Source organism: Rhodococcus sp. UYP9 (assembly GCF_040547235.1).
GTDB lineage: Bacteria > Actinomycetota > Actinomycetes > Mycobacteriales > Mycobacteriaceae > Rhodococcoides.
In genome coordinates this window covers 570,274-583,840 of sequence record NZ_JBEPPH010000003.1, presented here as the reverse complement: position 1 = coordinate 583,840, position 13,567 = coordinate 570,274, and the positions used below count along the sequence as shown (strand labels likewise).

14 protein-coding genes are annotated in these 13,567 nt (G+C 63.0%); 12 read left to right on the top strand and 2 right to left on the bottom strand.

Translation table 11 applies throughout. The features are described 5' to 3' along the window. Positions 1-80 precede the first annotated feature (80 nt). The 6 genes from alr to tsaD are packed head-to-tail and all read left to right on the top strand — an operon-like array spanning position 81 to position 5,042. Entirely contained in the window at positions 81-1,277 is a 1,197-nt protein-coding gene (alr, locus tag ABIB36_RS12425; RefSeq protein ID WP_256895904.1) for an alanine racemase, read from the top strand. Then, complete coding sequence (locus ABIB36_RS12420; protein WP_084348445.1) at positions 1,274-2,314, top strand: alpha/beta fold hydrolase; 1,041 nt, start codon at positions 1,274-1,276, stop codon at positions 2,312-2,314. Before alr ends, ABIB36_RS12420 begins: the two co-directional genes overlap by 4 nt. Further along, complete coding sequence (tsaE, locus tag ABIB36_RS12415; RefSeq protein ID WP_084348444.1) at positions 2,307-2,819, top strand: tRNA (adenosine(37)-N6)-threonylcarbamoyltransferase complex ATPase subunit type 1 TsaE; 513 nt, start codon at positions 2,307-2,309, stop codon at positions 2,817-2,819. The genes ABIB36_RS12420 and tsaE overlap by 8 nt, the downstream gene beginning before the upstream one ends. A gap of 47 nt (positions 2,820-2,866) precedes the next feature. Then, a complete protein-coding gene (tsaB, locus tag ABIB36_RS12410) occupies positions 2,867-3,529 on the top strand; it encodes a tRNA (adenosine(37)-N6)-threonylcarbamoyltransferase complex dimerization subunit type 1 TsaB (RefSeq protein WP_084348443.1) in 663 nt (220 codons plus the stop codon). Then, positions 3,526-4,002, top strand: a complete 477-nt coding sequence (rimI, locus tag ABIB36_RS12405; RefSeq protein ID WP_084348442.1) for a ribosomal protein S18-alanine N-acetyltransferase — start codon at positions 3,526-3,528, stop codon at positions 4,000-4,002. Before tsaB ends, rimI begins: the two co-directional genes overlap by 4 nt. Further along, the gene (gene tsaD / locus ABIB36_RS12400; RefSeq protein WP_084348441.1) at positions 3,999-5,042 is read left to right on the top strand and encodes a tRNA (adenosine(37)-N6)-threonylcarbamoyltransferase complex transferase subunit TsaD; all 1,044 of its coding nucleotides are present in this window, start codon (positions 3,999-4,001) and stop codon (positions 5,040-5,042) included. Before rimI ends, tsaD begins: the two co-directional genes overlap by 4 nt. On the opposite strand, the gene ABIB36_RS12395 is transcribed toward tsaD, so the two are convergent. Continuing rightward, positions 5,039-6,781 carry a DUF7159 family protein gene (locus tag ABIB36_RS12395; protein WP_354559325.1) on the bottom strand — a complete coding sequence of 581 codons (1,743 nt, stop codon included), beginning with the start codon at positions 6,779-6,781 and terminating at the stop codon, positions 5,039-5,041. The genes tsaD and ABIB36_RS12395 overlap by 4 nt on opposite strands. 219 nt (positions 6,782-7,000) lie before the next feature. On the opposite strand from ABIB36_RS12395, the gene ABIB36_RS12390 reads away from it, so the two are divergent. The 3 genes from ABIB36_RS12390 (at position 7,001) to groL (ending at position 9,769) form a co-directional block, all read left to right on the top strand. Beyond that, on the top strand, positions 7,001-7,540 hold the full coding sequence (locus ABIB36_RS12390) for a potassium channel family protein (protein WP_084348439.1): 540 nt from the start codon (positions 7,001-7,003) through the stop codon (positions 7,538-7,540). Positions 7,541-7,759: 219 nt separating this feature from the next. Beyond that, entirely contained in the window at positions 7,760-8,059 is a 300-nt protein-coding gene (gene groES, locus ABIB36_RS12385) for a co-chaperone GroES (RefSeq protein WP_008718149.1), read from the top strand. A 96-nt stretch (positions 8,060-8,155) separates the two neighbouring features. After that, complete coding sequence (gene groL / locus ABIB36_RS12380) at positions 8,156-9,769, top strand: chaperonin GroEL (RefSeq protein WP_354559326.1); 1,614 nt, start codon at positions 8,156-8,158, stop codon at positions 9,767-9,769. 79 nt (positions 9,770-9,848) lie between these two features. On the opposite strand, the gene ABIB36_RS12375 is transcribed toward groL, so the two are convergent. Further along, a complete protein-coding gene (locus ABIB36_RS12375; protein ID WP_084348437.1) occupies positions 9,849-10,142 on the bottom strand; it encodes a WhiB family transcriptional regulator in 294 nt (97 codons plus the stop codon). An 816-nt stretch (positions 10,143-10,958) separates the two neighbouring features. On the opposite strand from ABIB36_RS12375, the gene ABIB36_RS12370 reads away from it, so the two are divergent. From ABIB36_RS12370 to ABIB36_RS12360, 3 genes are all read left to right on the top strand, one after another. Continuing rightward, entirely contained in the window at positions 10,959-11,798 is an 840-nt protein-coding gene (locus ABIB36_RS12370) for a hypothetical protein (protein ID WP_354559327.1), read from the top strand. A 123-nt stretch (positions 11,799-11,921) separates the two neighbouring features. Beyond that, complete coding sequence (locus ABIB36_RS12365; RefSeq protein ID WP_084348435.1) at positions 11,922-12,500, top strand: sigma-70 family RNA polymerase sigma factor; 579 nt, start codon at positions 11,922-11,924, stop codon at positions 12,498-12,500. After that, positions 12,493-13,506 carry an anti-sigma-D factor RsdA gene (locus ABIB36_RS12360; protein WP_084348434.1) on the top strand — a complete coding sequence of 338 codons (1,014 nt, stop codon included), beginning with the start codon at positions 12,493-12,495 and terminating at the stop codon, positions 13,504-13,506. The genes ABIB36_RS12365 and ABIB36_RS12360 overlap by 8 nt, the downstream gene beginning before the upstream one ends. The last annotated feature ends 61 nt before the right edge of the window (positions 13,507-13,567 follow it).

The following is a 13,567-nucleotide window of genomic DNA, read 5'->3' as shown; positions in this document are numbered from 1 at the left end:
CGGTGCACCGAGTAGGGAGCGATGTGTTGCGAGTGGCATCATCGAACGTTGTGGACAGTGAACTCGGACCGGTAGTCGATGTGGCAGCAGTCAGCGCAGAGGACCCTAACTCCGGTACCGGTGCGACTGCCACCATCGATCTCGACGCGATCGCTCACAACGTCGCTGTTCTCCGTGAATACGCTGGTGACGCCTCGATGATGGCCGTCGTGAAGGCGGATGGCTACAACCACGGTGCGCTGGCGGTTGCAACAGTGGCCCTGAACTCGGGAGTCGAAGAGCTCGGTGTTACGACACTCGACGAAGCGCTCACCCTACGCAGGGCCGGCATCACTGCCCCGATTCTTGCCTGGCTGCACCGACACGGCACCGACTTCGCTCCGGCGATCTCGGCTGGGGTCGGAATCGGTGTGTCCTCGGCCGCCCAACTGTCGGCAGTAGTAGCCGATGCTCGCTTAGCGAACGTCCCCGCAGTCGTGACGTTGAAGCTCGACACCGGCTTGAACCGAAACGGCATTCCCGTCGAACAGTGGGACGAGGTGATCGAGGCACTGGGTAGGGCCGTCGCCGAGGAGTCCGTCCACTTACGCGGAATCTTCTCTCATCTGGCGTGCGCGGACAGTCCGCAGCATCCTGCCAACGATCGCCAAGCGGAGAACTTGCGTACCGCTCTGGCGCGCGTGCGTGCAGCCGGTCTGCAGCCCGAGCGGGTACATCTGTCCAATTCGGCGGCCACTGTTACTCGTCCCGATCTCCGTTTCGACATGGTCCGGCCTGGTATTGCGATGTACGGCTTGTCGCCGATACCGGAACTCGGTGATTTCGGCCTGCGGCCCGCAATGACGGTGTCGGCGCCGGTCGCGTTGGTGAAGAAGGTCCGGGCCGGTGACGGAGTGTCCTACGGGCACACCTGGACCGCTGAGAAGGACACCACGGTTGCGCTCATCCCGATGGGATACGCCGACGGGGTCGTACGTAACCTGAGCGGGCGTTTCGACGTGCAGATCGGTTCGCGACTGTTTCCCTCGGTAGGGCGGGTATGCATGGACCAATGTGTGGTGGATCTCGGGCCGAGCGGGGCAGGTGTCACCGAAGGCGATTCGGCGATCCTGTTCGGATCGGGTGACGGCGGGGGGCCGCGTGCACAGGACTGGGCGGATCGGTTGGGCACCATCCACTACGAGATAGTCACCGGAATTCGCGGCCGTGTACGCAGGTCGTACCGGGGTCTCGGTGCGGTACTGCCGGCGAAGACATTGGGTGAGGTAGCCAGATGAATCTGCTCGGACATCTAGGCATAGTCAACAGCGTCGGGATAGCCCTGCGCGAAACGATGCTGCGTTCGAACAAGGATCCTCTTGCCGGTGAGAACCTCGAGCTGATGGACGCCGATCGCGGATCCATCGTCATCGCCGACGATGGAGTTCCACTAGCGGTTCGCGAAGTCGGGCCCACCGACGCACCCATCACCGCGGTGTTCGTACACGGGTACTGCCTCCGTATGTCCTCGTGGCACTTTCAGCGCCAGGCGTTGGAGCAAGAGTGGGGCTCGTCCGTCCGAATGGTCTTCTACGATCAGCGCGGCCATGGCAAGTCCGGCGAACCGACGCCCGAAAGCTGCACCATCGAGCAGCTCGGATCCGATCTCGACGCAGTCATTCGTGCAGTCGCACCGCGCGGCCATCTCGTCCTCATCGGCCACTCGATGGGTGGAATGACGATTCTGTCCTTGACGCGTCAGCGTCCGGATCTGATCAAGGACAGGGTGGTCGGCGTTGCCTTGCTATCGACGACGGCCGCCGGGCTGGCCGAAACCGGCTTGGGTAAAAGCCTGAACAACCCCGTCATCGACGCGTTTCGCCTTGCAGTCCGCACCTCGCCAGGCGTGGTCCAGCTCGGACGCGGAACTGTGCGAGCGCTGATCTCGCCGGTGCTTCGTGCGGCGTCGTACGGAACGCGGGTGAGTCCGCGCTTGGTTGCTTTCTCACAATCGATGATCGACGACACCTCGGTAGTCACGATCGTCAACTTTCTGAAAACCCTCGAGCTGCACAACGAGAAGGATGCGCTGTCGCACCTCACGCGCATTCCGGTGACCGTCATGTGTGGCGACGAAGACTGGATAATCCCGCTCGCGAGCACGTTGGCGATGGCTGAAGCACTGCCCGAAGCAGAGGTGGTTCGGGTGCCTCAAGCCGGTCATCTCGTGCAGCTCGAGTTTCCGGACAAAGTCAACGCCGCCCTCGTGCGCCTGCTCACCCGTGCGACCGCTGTGCGGGCACGTCGACGAAGCGGATGGCGGGGCATTGGCTGAGTCCACGTCGCCGTCCACGTTGCATTTCGATGGGCGCTCACTGATCTTGCCGACGGCCGCCGACACGGAGGACTTCGGATACCGGCTGGCCCAAACCCTTGTCGCCGGCGACCTCGTGATCCTCGATGGACCGCTGGGTGCGGGGAAGACCGCCATGACGCGTGGCATTGCGTCCGGGCTCGGGGTGCAGGGCAGGGTCAGCTCGCCGACGTTCGTCATTGCCCGCGAACACCGGGCCGGGATTCGGCCGAACGGTGCTGCGCCCGTGTCCTTGATTCACGTGGACGCGTACCGGCTGGGAATGACAGGGCAGTCTGCTCTCGACGAACTGGATGCGCTGGACCTCGACACCGATCTGGAAGCTGCTGTGGTCGTCGTCGAATGGGGAGAGGGACTGGTCGAGAAGCTCACCGATTCTCACGTGTCGGTCCGCATTCGACGCGACCTCGACACCGATGACAGGTCCGTCGAAGTGAACCGAGTCCAACATTCGGTGCAGGACTGACGGTGCCGCGGCAGGCCCGCAGTGACATGCGGGTACTCTGAGAAACCGTGCTCGTTCTCGCTGTCGATACCTCCACGCCCGCAGTCACCGCCGGTGTGGTTCGCGTCACCGACGGGCAGCCGCATACCCTGTCCCAGCAAATCGTGGTCGACCCTCGACTTCACGCCGAAGTCCTCACGCCCAACATTCTCCGATGTCTGGCCGACGCCTCACTGACACCACAGGATCTGCAGGCCGTAGTCGTCGGTGTCGGTCCCGGCCCGTTCACCGGTCTTCGCGTCGGAATGGCAACGGCCTCCGCATTTGCCGACGCACTGGGCATCCCGATCCACGGTGTCTGCAGTCTCGACGCGATTGCCGCCGAACTTCCCGACGAGCTCGATCTGGTGGTCGTCACCGATGCCAGGCGCCGCGAGGTGTATTGGGCGCGGTACCGACATGCGGTCCGCTGTGCAGGCCCGGAAGTCGTTGCTCCTGCTCTGCTCGATGTTGCCGGGGCGAGCGCGGCTGCTGGGTCTCCGGCTCATGTCGCGCTGTTCGAAGTTCCTGTCCGAGAAGTGGAGTCGCCGTCGCCGCAGGGGTTGGTACTGGCGGCTCTCGAGCGCCTGGCATCCGGATCCGCGCCGGCACCGATCGTGCCGCTCTACCTTCGCCGGCCGGACGCGAAAACTCTCGAGGAGCGCGCGGCAGCGAAGGCGGTGACACCTTGACCGTAATTCTGTCGCCACTGCTCAGAGCCGATGCAGAGCGTTGCGCCGAACTCGAGAGCGTGTTGTTTCCCGGGGACGGCCCATGGACCGCGCAGGCTTTTCTGTCGGAACTTGCTGCGCCGCACAATCATTACGTTGCCGCGCGCGAGGGTGGCACGCTGGTGGGTTACGCCGGGGTCGCCTTGCTGGGCAAGGGGGAGTCGGCGGAGTCGGAAGTACACACCATCGGAGTCGATCCTCTCGCGCACCGCCGCGGCATCGGTGGGGCATTGTTGGCCGATTTGCTCGCGGTAGCCGACAGCCACGGTGGACCGGTGTTCCTCGAAGTGCGTACCGACAACGAACCGGCTATCGAGCTCTACACCCGTACCGGGTTCGTGGTGGTCGGGACTCGGCGGAAGTACTACCAGCCGAGCGGTGCGGACGCGTACACGATGCGGCGCGAAGTCGGGAATGGAGGCACGCTCTCGTGATCGTGTTGGGTATCGAAAGTTCTTGTGACGAAACAGGTGTGGGTGTCGTCCGGTGGCGTGATTCCGGTGTGTGCGAACTGCTCGCCGACGAGGTCGCGTCCAGTGTCGACGAGCACGCACGATACGGCGGTGTTGTCCCAGAGGTAGCGTCACGCGCGCATCTCGAGGCGATGGTTCCGACGATGCGGCGTGCGCTCGCGACTGCCGACATCGATCGGCCCGACGCAGTGGCCGTGACGATCGGCCCCGGATTGGCGGGCGCCCTGCTCGTCGGCGTCGCCGCAGCCAAAGCGTATGCGGCCGCATGGGGTGTGCCGTTCTACGCCGTCAACCACTTGGGTGGCCATGTGGCGGTCGATACCCTCGAGCATGGGCCGATGCCGCCGTGCGTCGCGTTACTGGTCTCCGGCGGGCATACGCACTTGCTGCACGTGGACGACCTCGGTGCTCCGATCGTAGAGTTGGGCACCACTGTCGACGACGCAGCGGGCGAAGCGTTCGACAAGGTTGCCAGGTTGCTCGGTTTGGGTTACCCGGGCGGCCCAGCGCTCGATGATGCTGCACGAGAAGGTGATCCGCACGCTATTGCGTTTCCTCGAGGCATGACGGGACCACGCGACGCGCGGTACGACTTCTCGTTCTCCGGGGTGAAAACGGCGGTTGCCAGATTCGTCGAGGCACGTCGGCGCGCAGGAGACAGCATTCCCGTCGCCGACATCGCTGCGTCTTTTCAGGAGTCCGTGGCCGATGTGCTGACCATGAAGGCGGTGCGCGCAGCTCAGGATGTCGATGTGAACACACTCGTGTTGGGGGGCGGAGCCACCGCAAACTCGAGAATCCGCTCGTTGGTCGAAACTAGGTGCAGCGCAGCGGGATTGACCTTGAGAATTCCGAAGCCTCGGTTGTGCACCGACAATGGAGTCATGATCGCCACGCTGGGCGCGCACCTGATAGCGGGTGGGGCCGAGGCATCCGACCTGCGAGCGGCGACCGACCCGGGGCTCCCAGTGTCCACCAGCCTGATATCGGGCCGCGCCTAGTTGGTCGTGACCGGCTGATTCGCCGTCACTGGACCCGGGGCCGGTTGCGCCGGTGGTTCTGTCACGCTGCCTGCGGGTTCCTCCGAGGGCGAAGCCGGGTTCGCTGGAACAGCAGCGGGCGGCGACCACACGGTCGGTGGGGGCGTCAGCTCCGGTGACGGCGGAGGAGCGGGTGTCCCGCCGGCGTCCGCCGTGCGGACAACGTCCGGTGTGCCAGGCGGGAGGACCGCAACGGATTCGCTCGACGTCACCGAGGGTCGTCCCGTCGGGGTCGTTTCGGACGGAGTGGCCTCAGGACGCGTTGACTCGGGAGGAGGCGACTCAGGCAGTGTCGATTCCGGAATGCTCGGAGTCGGCGAGGGCGGCACGGTAGTGGTGCTGTCGGGAAACGGAACGATCTCGTCCCAATTCGGCAGAGCGGGAAACGGAATCAACGGAAGATCCGGCGCCGGGTGCAGCGTCGGCGTGGGAGTCGATGCCGCCGGCCAACTGGTGGGCGTCGGCGCCATGTCGGTGACGTTGCCACGCTCGTATGTGGTCGATGCCGAAGTCGGGGCCGAAGTCGGGTTCCCTGTCGAGACGTCGGTGGAGGTTGTCGTGGCCCGCGGATCGGCCGCGTTGGTGGTGATGTCTGCGATCGAGGTGTTGCTCTGATCGCTGTGCTGCTCGGATGGAACTTCGGTGCCTGCGGGGGAGTAGCCGGTGTCATCGGAGGGGGTCAAGGCCTGAACTCCGTAGACGAGGACGATTCCGGCGACCAGGAGCGCTCCGACCAACGCCCCGGAGTAGCGGCCGACCGATCGAGCGGGCGATCCGGCAGTGGCGCCGACCGTGGGATAAAGCCCCTGAGCAGTGGTCAGGGCCACGTGAGCGGCACCTGTAGCAAGGGCGGCATCGGGTTCGTCGACGGTAAGAACCGGAAGCCCGAGTTCGGACTCGAAGACGGTCCGCGCCAGCGGTATGTGTGCGCCGCCGCCGATGAGTACCACCGCTTCGGGTGCACGGCCCGTCCGATCGGCCGCCTGCGTGACACGGCGCACCACCTTTGTCACCGACGGGCGGATCAGCGCGTCGAATTCCGTCCGAGCCACTGTGGTCGTCACCCCGTCGTGGCTGATGGATGCCGAATCGTATGTCGACAGGTGTTCTTTCACCGTGCGGTACCGCGCAGAATCATTGCTGCGGGCGACCTCTCGCGCTCTAGTTTCGCGTTCGGATTTACCGTGTACAAAATCTTTGACGAGACTGTTGACCGCGTCACCACCGAAGTCGGCGTTGTGTTCGTAGGCATGGACGACACCGGATTGGGCGTCGATGATCGTCACGGTCGAGCCCGAGGCGCCCAAGTCGACAACCGAGACGGTGCCATAGCGCGCAATGAGCCCGGACTCGACAAGGAACGCGTGGGAAGCCGCAGACTCGGGAACCAACGAGAGCGCACGGTGTGAATTGCTGCATGCCGAACGAATCGATGAAGACTGCTCTGGAGTGCGATACGACACCGCGATGGAGTCCGGCTCGCGCCGTCCAGTCGAATGTGTGCCTTGCCCGGTGGGTGCAGGAGCCAGGGTCGTCATCAACTCTATTGCCGATGTAACCAGCTGACCGATGTCGGTGTTGGCTTCACTGTCGGCGGACACGGTGCGGTATTCGACGGTGTGCGAACCATCCTCGTCCACCACGACCAGGGCAGCGCACACGACCTCGGTTCCGGTAGAAACCCCTATTCCAACCTTCATCGCGCACCTCCCACCCTGTTCGAAATCGACTACATGTTCGGACGCTGTTGCGGCTCCGTGTCACGGCAGCCCGGTGCTGCGTCAGAAGTTCACTATCGGAACTATATCGTCTCGTTATCCGAACGTTACAGAATTTTTCGGAAGAACGTGAACTTCCGCGCCGTGATACCGCTATGACAAGGAGGTCTGCGTTTCTGTCAATTCTCTCGAGGGGCGAATGTGGCTGGTTCTACGCCCTATTCTCGGCTGGGCGAGAAGGAACGTCGGGTACTTCTGTGCCGCGCACTGTTTCGACCCATCGTCACCGCAGTCCTTTTGACTGCCTTCTACTTCGTCGCCCCGATGAACGACGTCGCCGACGTCGGTTCCCTCACCATCCTGGCCGTCGTGCTGATCGGGGTGGGCGTCGTATTCGCCTGGCAGGTCATGAAGGTATTGAAGGCCGACTATCCGACAATTCAAGCGATCGAAGCAACTGCGGCGATCGTCCCGGTATATCTGATCGGCTTCTCTACCGTTTACTACTTGATGGCCGAAGCGGCGTCCGACAATTTCACCGAGCCGGTGTCCCGGATGGGCAGCCTCTATTTCACTCTGTCCGTGTTTTCCACCGTGGGGTTCGGTGATATTGCCGCATCCACCGATTCTGCGCGCGCCGTCGTTTCGCTACAGATCGTGGGGAATTTGGTGATCATCGCGCTCGGTGGCCGACTCCTCTTGGCCGCGATCAGGCGAGGGCAAGCGCGAAACGCCGGTTGATCGGTGTGCCCGGCTGGGGCGAGTCTTAGACGTCGGACAGCCCAGACCTTGAGTGCTGGCACTCGCGTGTATAGAGTGCTAGTTGGCACTGAGTGAGTTTCCGGCACCCGCGACGACGGGAACGAGCGCAGAGCTACGAACGTAGAAGATGCACGACCCAACACAGCTGTCCGGGGATCCGACCCCGGACGCGTACCCCATAACAATGGAGGGCTCAACGTGGCGAGCGTGAAAATCAAGCCGCTCGAGGACAAGATCCTCGTCCAGGCCAATGAGGCCGAGACGACGACCGCCTCCGGTCTGGTCATCCCCGACACAGCCAAGGAGAAGCCTCAGGAAGGCACCGTCGTCGCAGTCGGCGAAGGCCGTGTCACCGAAAAGGGCAACCGGATCCCGGTCGACGTCAAAGAAGGCGACACCGTCATCTACAGCAAGTACGGCGGCACCGAGATCAAGTACGCCGGCGAGGAGTACCTGATTCTGTCGGCACGCGACGTGCTGGCTGTCATCGCCAAGTAAGTCATATACGCACCCCGCCCCGGAACCCGATTCACTTCGGTCCCGGGGCGGAGTGCGTTCGATCGAGTCCCGACTCGAAGGAGAAACACCGAAAACATGGCAAAGCAAATCCGATTCAACGAGGAAGCTCGCCGCGCCCTCGAGCGTGGAGTCGACAAACTCGCCGACGCGGTCAAGGTGACGCTCGGACCCCGTGGACGGCACGTTGTGCTGGCCAAGGCTTTCGGTGGCCCAACGGTCACCAATGACGGCGTCTCGATCGCCCGTGAGATCGACCTCGAGGACCCGTTCGAGAACCTGGGTGCCCAGCTCGTCAAGAGCGTCGCGACCAAGACCAACGACGTCGCAGGCGACGGAACCACGACCGCCACCGTGCTTGCACAGGCACTCGTTCGCGGCGGGCTCAAGAACATCGCCGCCGGCGCGAACCCGATTGCACTCGGATCGGGAATCGCCAAGGCTGCCGACAAGGTTGCCGAGGCGCTCCGCGCTGCCGCCACTCCGGTCGAGGGCAAAGAGGCCATCGCCCAGGTTGCAACAGTGTCCTCACGCGATCCCGAGATCGGCGAACTGGTCGGCGAGGCACTCACCCGTGTCGGCTCCGACGGCGTGGTGACGGTGGAAGAGTCCTCGACTCTGAGCACCGAACTGACGGTCACCGAAGGTGTCCAGTTCGACAAGGGCTACCTGTCGCCGTACTTCGTGACCGACCTCGACGTACAGCAGGCTGTTCTCGAGGACGCGTACATTCTGCTCTTCCGCGAGAAGATCACCTCCCTTCCCGACTTCCTTCCGTTGCTGGAGAAGGTCGCCGAGAGTGGCAAGCCACTATTGATCATCGCCGAGGACATCGAGGGCGAAGTTCTCTCGACACTCGTGGTGAACTCCATCCGCAAGACCATCAAGGCCGTTGCCGTCAAGGCACCGTTCTTCGGTGATCGTCGCAAGGCGTTCCTCGACGACTTGGCAGTGGTGACGGCAGCGCAGGTCATCACAGCCGACGTCGGCCTCAGTCTCAAGGAGGCAGGACTCGAGCTTCTCGGTCAGGCGCGTCGCGTCGTCGTCACCAAGGACGACACCACGATCGTCGACGGAGCAGGCACTCAGGTCGACATCGATGCGCGTGTCGGACAGTTGCGTCGCGAGATCGAGAACACCGACTCGGACTGGGATCGGGAGAAGCTCGAGGAGCGCCTCGCGAAGCTGTCCGGTGGCATTGCGGTCATCAAGGTGGGCGCAGCAACCGAGACCGAGCTCAAGGAACGCAAGTTCCGCGTCGACGACGCGGTCAATGCAGCCAAGGCTGCGGTCGAAGAAGGCATCGTTCCCGGTGGAGGATCGGCACTGACGCAGGCTGCTCTTGCGCTCGTGGACAATCTCGGGCTGACGGGCGACGAGGCTACCGGTGTCGCAGTCATGCGCACGGCCCTGAATGCGCCGCTGTTCTGGATTGCAGCCAACGCTGGTGTCGACGGTTCCGTCGTGATCAGCAAGGTCGCCGAGCTCCCCAAGGGTCACGGCTTCAACGCCGCGACTCTGACCTACGGAGATCTACTCGCCGACGGCGTGGTGGACCCGGTCAAGGTGACGCGCTCGGCCGTCGTCAATGCGGCCTCGGTCGCACGGATGATTCTGACGACCGAAAGCGCGATCGTCGAGAAGCCGGTCGACTACGAGGAGCCCGCAGGCGGGCACGGGCACAACCACTGATCGACACACTGTACGAATAAACGCGATGGACCCCCTCCGAAACGGAGGGGGTCCATCGCGTTTGTCGCGAGTTCTTCGACTACACCGCGATTCGACGGCGGTGGTGGCGGACGTGGATGTCCCGCTCGTTCTCCGACATTCCGCCCCAGATTCCGTATGGTTCGGAAACGCTGAGCGCATGTGTACGACACTGTGCGAGTACAGGGCAACTGCGGCACATTTCTTTGGCGCGCATCTCTCGCTGAGCGCGAGCGCGTCCTCGCTCCCCGTCCGGGTGGAAGAACATCGACGAGTCGACTCCACGGCACAGGCCGTGCATCTGCCAGTCCCAGATGTCGGCATTGGGCCCAGGGAGGTGGTTCGGCTGTGGCATGACTACTCCTAGGGTGGCAGGCTCGCGTCGTTGTGAAGTCGGCGAGTGGGGGAAGATCGGCAAGCGGGGCTGGCGTCGGTGTAGACATGAACTTTCTTTACAAGGCCCGCGAGTAGAACTGAGCATGATTGAAGTTCGGGTCGGTACGCGTTCACCGACCTTGTCGGAACATCCACAACGTTATGTGAGTCGAGGAAAACGAGTCAATAGTTTCTCATCGTGTCCATGTGCATAGGCAATCACGAAACTTTTACTTGTTGGTTATTTACTTCGGAACAATCTCGTGCATGGCGGTACGGTCGAAGAAGTGGCCGTGGCCGCAGCGCCGACAGGGGAGTGTCCACACCCTCGCCGTGCGATGGAAGGTCATGCACACTGGTGAACCACCACGGGACCAGCAGAGGGAACTGACCTGCTAATTCCGGCATCCTTGCTGGTAGAGCGGCTGAGGTTGCGCTAGGTGAACGTGAGGGGCTCTCACGAATCCGCGCCTGTGGACGATTCGGGGGACGGTCGAGTTCGAAACGTAGGTAGCGAATGAGTTGGTCTCGTACATATCCACCACGTTCGCTTCGGCACTAGGTGCTTGCCTGTGGCACACCGAAACGGTTTAACCTTCCGTTCACAAACGGTTGGCATTACTCATACATTCGTCGACGGAAGAAATGTTAATTCTGTGAAACAAGTCGCGGAATAGTTCGAATTCGGTTTGCGAAACAAGGAAATGGTCGAGCTATCCCGAAAAATGACGCATTCACTCTGCTCGGTGGGATCCAACCTTCGGCCCATGTTGTTTCCCGAAGGTACTCTTGCTCGGTGCACCTGGCCGATACAGAACGTGTCCCGACGGCGGTCGATGTCCTGCAGTCGGCCGCGTTCGGGGCGAATCCCGGTCTGTGGCCGCTCCCGTCGGCGCACGACCCGACTTCGACGTGGCTTCGAGCGATTGCGCTGGGGGGACAGGGGAGGTATGCGCTGGGTCGCGCCGAACTGGACACGCTCGAGAACGCACTCCCGGCGGGGCACACGGTGCTCTCGCTTGCCGGATCGACACGCGCGTCGTGGTCGAGACAGATCGGTGATCACCGAACTGCAGAGCGATTCGACGGACTCGCCATTGCTCTGGTGGGCGTGACCGGCGGAGTCGAATGCCCCTTGCTGGTCGAGGCGCGATGTGATGCGCTCACCGGGCTGGCCGCCGACGCCCTGGGTTCGGGGCGATTCGCCTTGTCCTCGGCATTTCTCGACAGATGCGGTAGGACGCTCGCGCAGTACCCGAGCTGGGATCTGTGGCGACCGCAGCTGAGACTTCGGTGGGTCATGGCGGAGCTGGCGATGTTCTCGGGCGACGGACCCGCGGCGGTGCGACACGCGCTCGATGCACGCGAACGCGCGACCGATATCGTTTCGTTACGGCACCGAGTGAAGACCGATCTGATCGTCGCTGCCGCATACAGCTCGGTGGGGGACCTCGACGGTGCTCGCGCGCTCGCCTATTCGGTGCTCGATGCCTGCTCGGAGCTAGGACTTCTCCCTTTGCGTTGGGCGAGTGCCATGCTGGCGCACGGCATCGGCGAAGGTGGCGCAGCAGAGAAGGTCGTCGCCGAGAGTGCTGCACTTCTCGGCCTACGCGGTGGTGACGTTATCGCTGTGTGACAACGCGGACCGAGCGGTTCGATTATGAACGGGGAGGGTCGCTATCCTTACTAGGTTCCACCTGCGGGTGGGAGCGCCAGTCGATCCGGGCGGCGTCACTGTAACGCGGGGAATCCTTGAGCGATGAACAACACGGGTGAGGAGTTGGACTCCTTCGTCGTTGCTGCTGCGCAGGGCGAAAGAGCTGCGCTCTCCCGGGTGTTGGAAATCATTCGTCCACTGGTCGTGCGGTATTGCCGCGCTCGAGTGGGGTCCGCCGAGCGTGGTCAACTTTCGGCAGACGATGTTGCGCAGGAGGTCTGCTTGGCAGTCATGACCGCCTTGCCTCGCTATCAGGATCAGGGCAGGCCCTTCATGGCCTTCGTCTACGGCATTGCCGCTCACAAGGTTGCAGATGCACACCGAAGCGCATCACGTAACAAATCGGACCCAGCCGCCGAAGTACCAGATGTCGTCTCCACCGAACACGGACCCGAGCAGCGAGCTTTGGAATCCGAGTCGAGCCGACAGATGACTGCACTGCTGGGAACCCTCCCGGCGAAGCATCGCGAGATTCTCGTGCTTCGCCTTGTCGTCGGATTGTCGGCAGAGGAAACTGCGGCAGCAGTCGGGAGTACTGCAGGCGCTGTCCGCGTGGCTCAACATCGAGCCCTCGCGAAGTTGAAGAACGAAGTTGTGAAAGCGGGTGAAATGTATGGCTAGGAACAACGGCCGTGATGGCATTCCCCGTATCGGTCGACCCGACGGGTCGTCGTCCCCATCGCCCGGAAATGACCCATACACCGATGCGAGTCCCGTCGACATCGCTGCAGTGCGTCGTGACGACCAGTTCATCGAGGCTCTGAGAAATGACGGTCCGGTCTCGACGGACAATGCAGACGAGTACCGCCTCGCGTTGCTTTTGGCCGGTTGGAGAGCCGAGGTCATCTCGCCTGCGCTGCCCAGCGGCCCAAGTGTCGACGACGTCGTTGTCGCCGTCGAACAGGAGATCGCTGCCGCGGATCTGTCTCGGAGAAACTCCCGTCGGGGTCGGTCCAGTTTTCTACGTCCGATCGCGGGTGCTGCCGCAGCAATCGCCGTCGTGATGGGCGGGTTGGTGGTTTTCTCGTACAACTCCGCGCCGGGTGATCCGCTGTGGAGCGTCAAGTCGGTAGTGTTCGCTCAGCAGGCGGATTCGACAGTGGCGCAGATCGATACGACATCCAAGTTGGAGCAGGCAGAGCAGTTGATTGCCGCCGGTGATGTCCAGGGCGCGCGCACCTTGCTCGACGGTGCGACTTCGACGACGGATTCGGTCACCGACCGAGCCCAGAGATCAGATCTCGAGATGTGGCTGCATCGTCTGATGGATCAACTGCAAGCATTGATCCCGACGCTCCCCACTCTCCCGCCGTTTGCGCCACCCGCGACCGATTCGATCGTTCCGCTGCCGGAGAACGTTCCTTCCGACATCCCTCCGATGCAGGTGCCGACGCAGGAGTTGCCGCTTCCTCCGGTGCTGACGTCACCGGTCGACGTCCCCCCACCGCCCCCACCGGTTTCTACTCCGACAGGACCGCCGACAACTTCGGCGCCGCCGTTCACCGAAACCGCACCACCTTCGCCGACGATCGTGAAGGAACCGAGTCCCACCACGGCAGCTGCCAGTGGGTCGAACGGCGGGGGAGGCACCTCGCAGCAGCGCGTCGAGACACTCGACGGCAGCTAGGTCCAAGCGCAGACACCTCAGCACAGACGACGGACACGACAAGACAGGCCCGACACGAAGT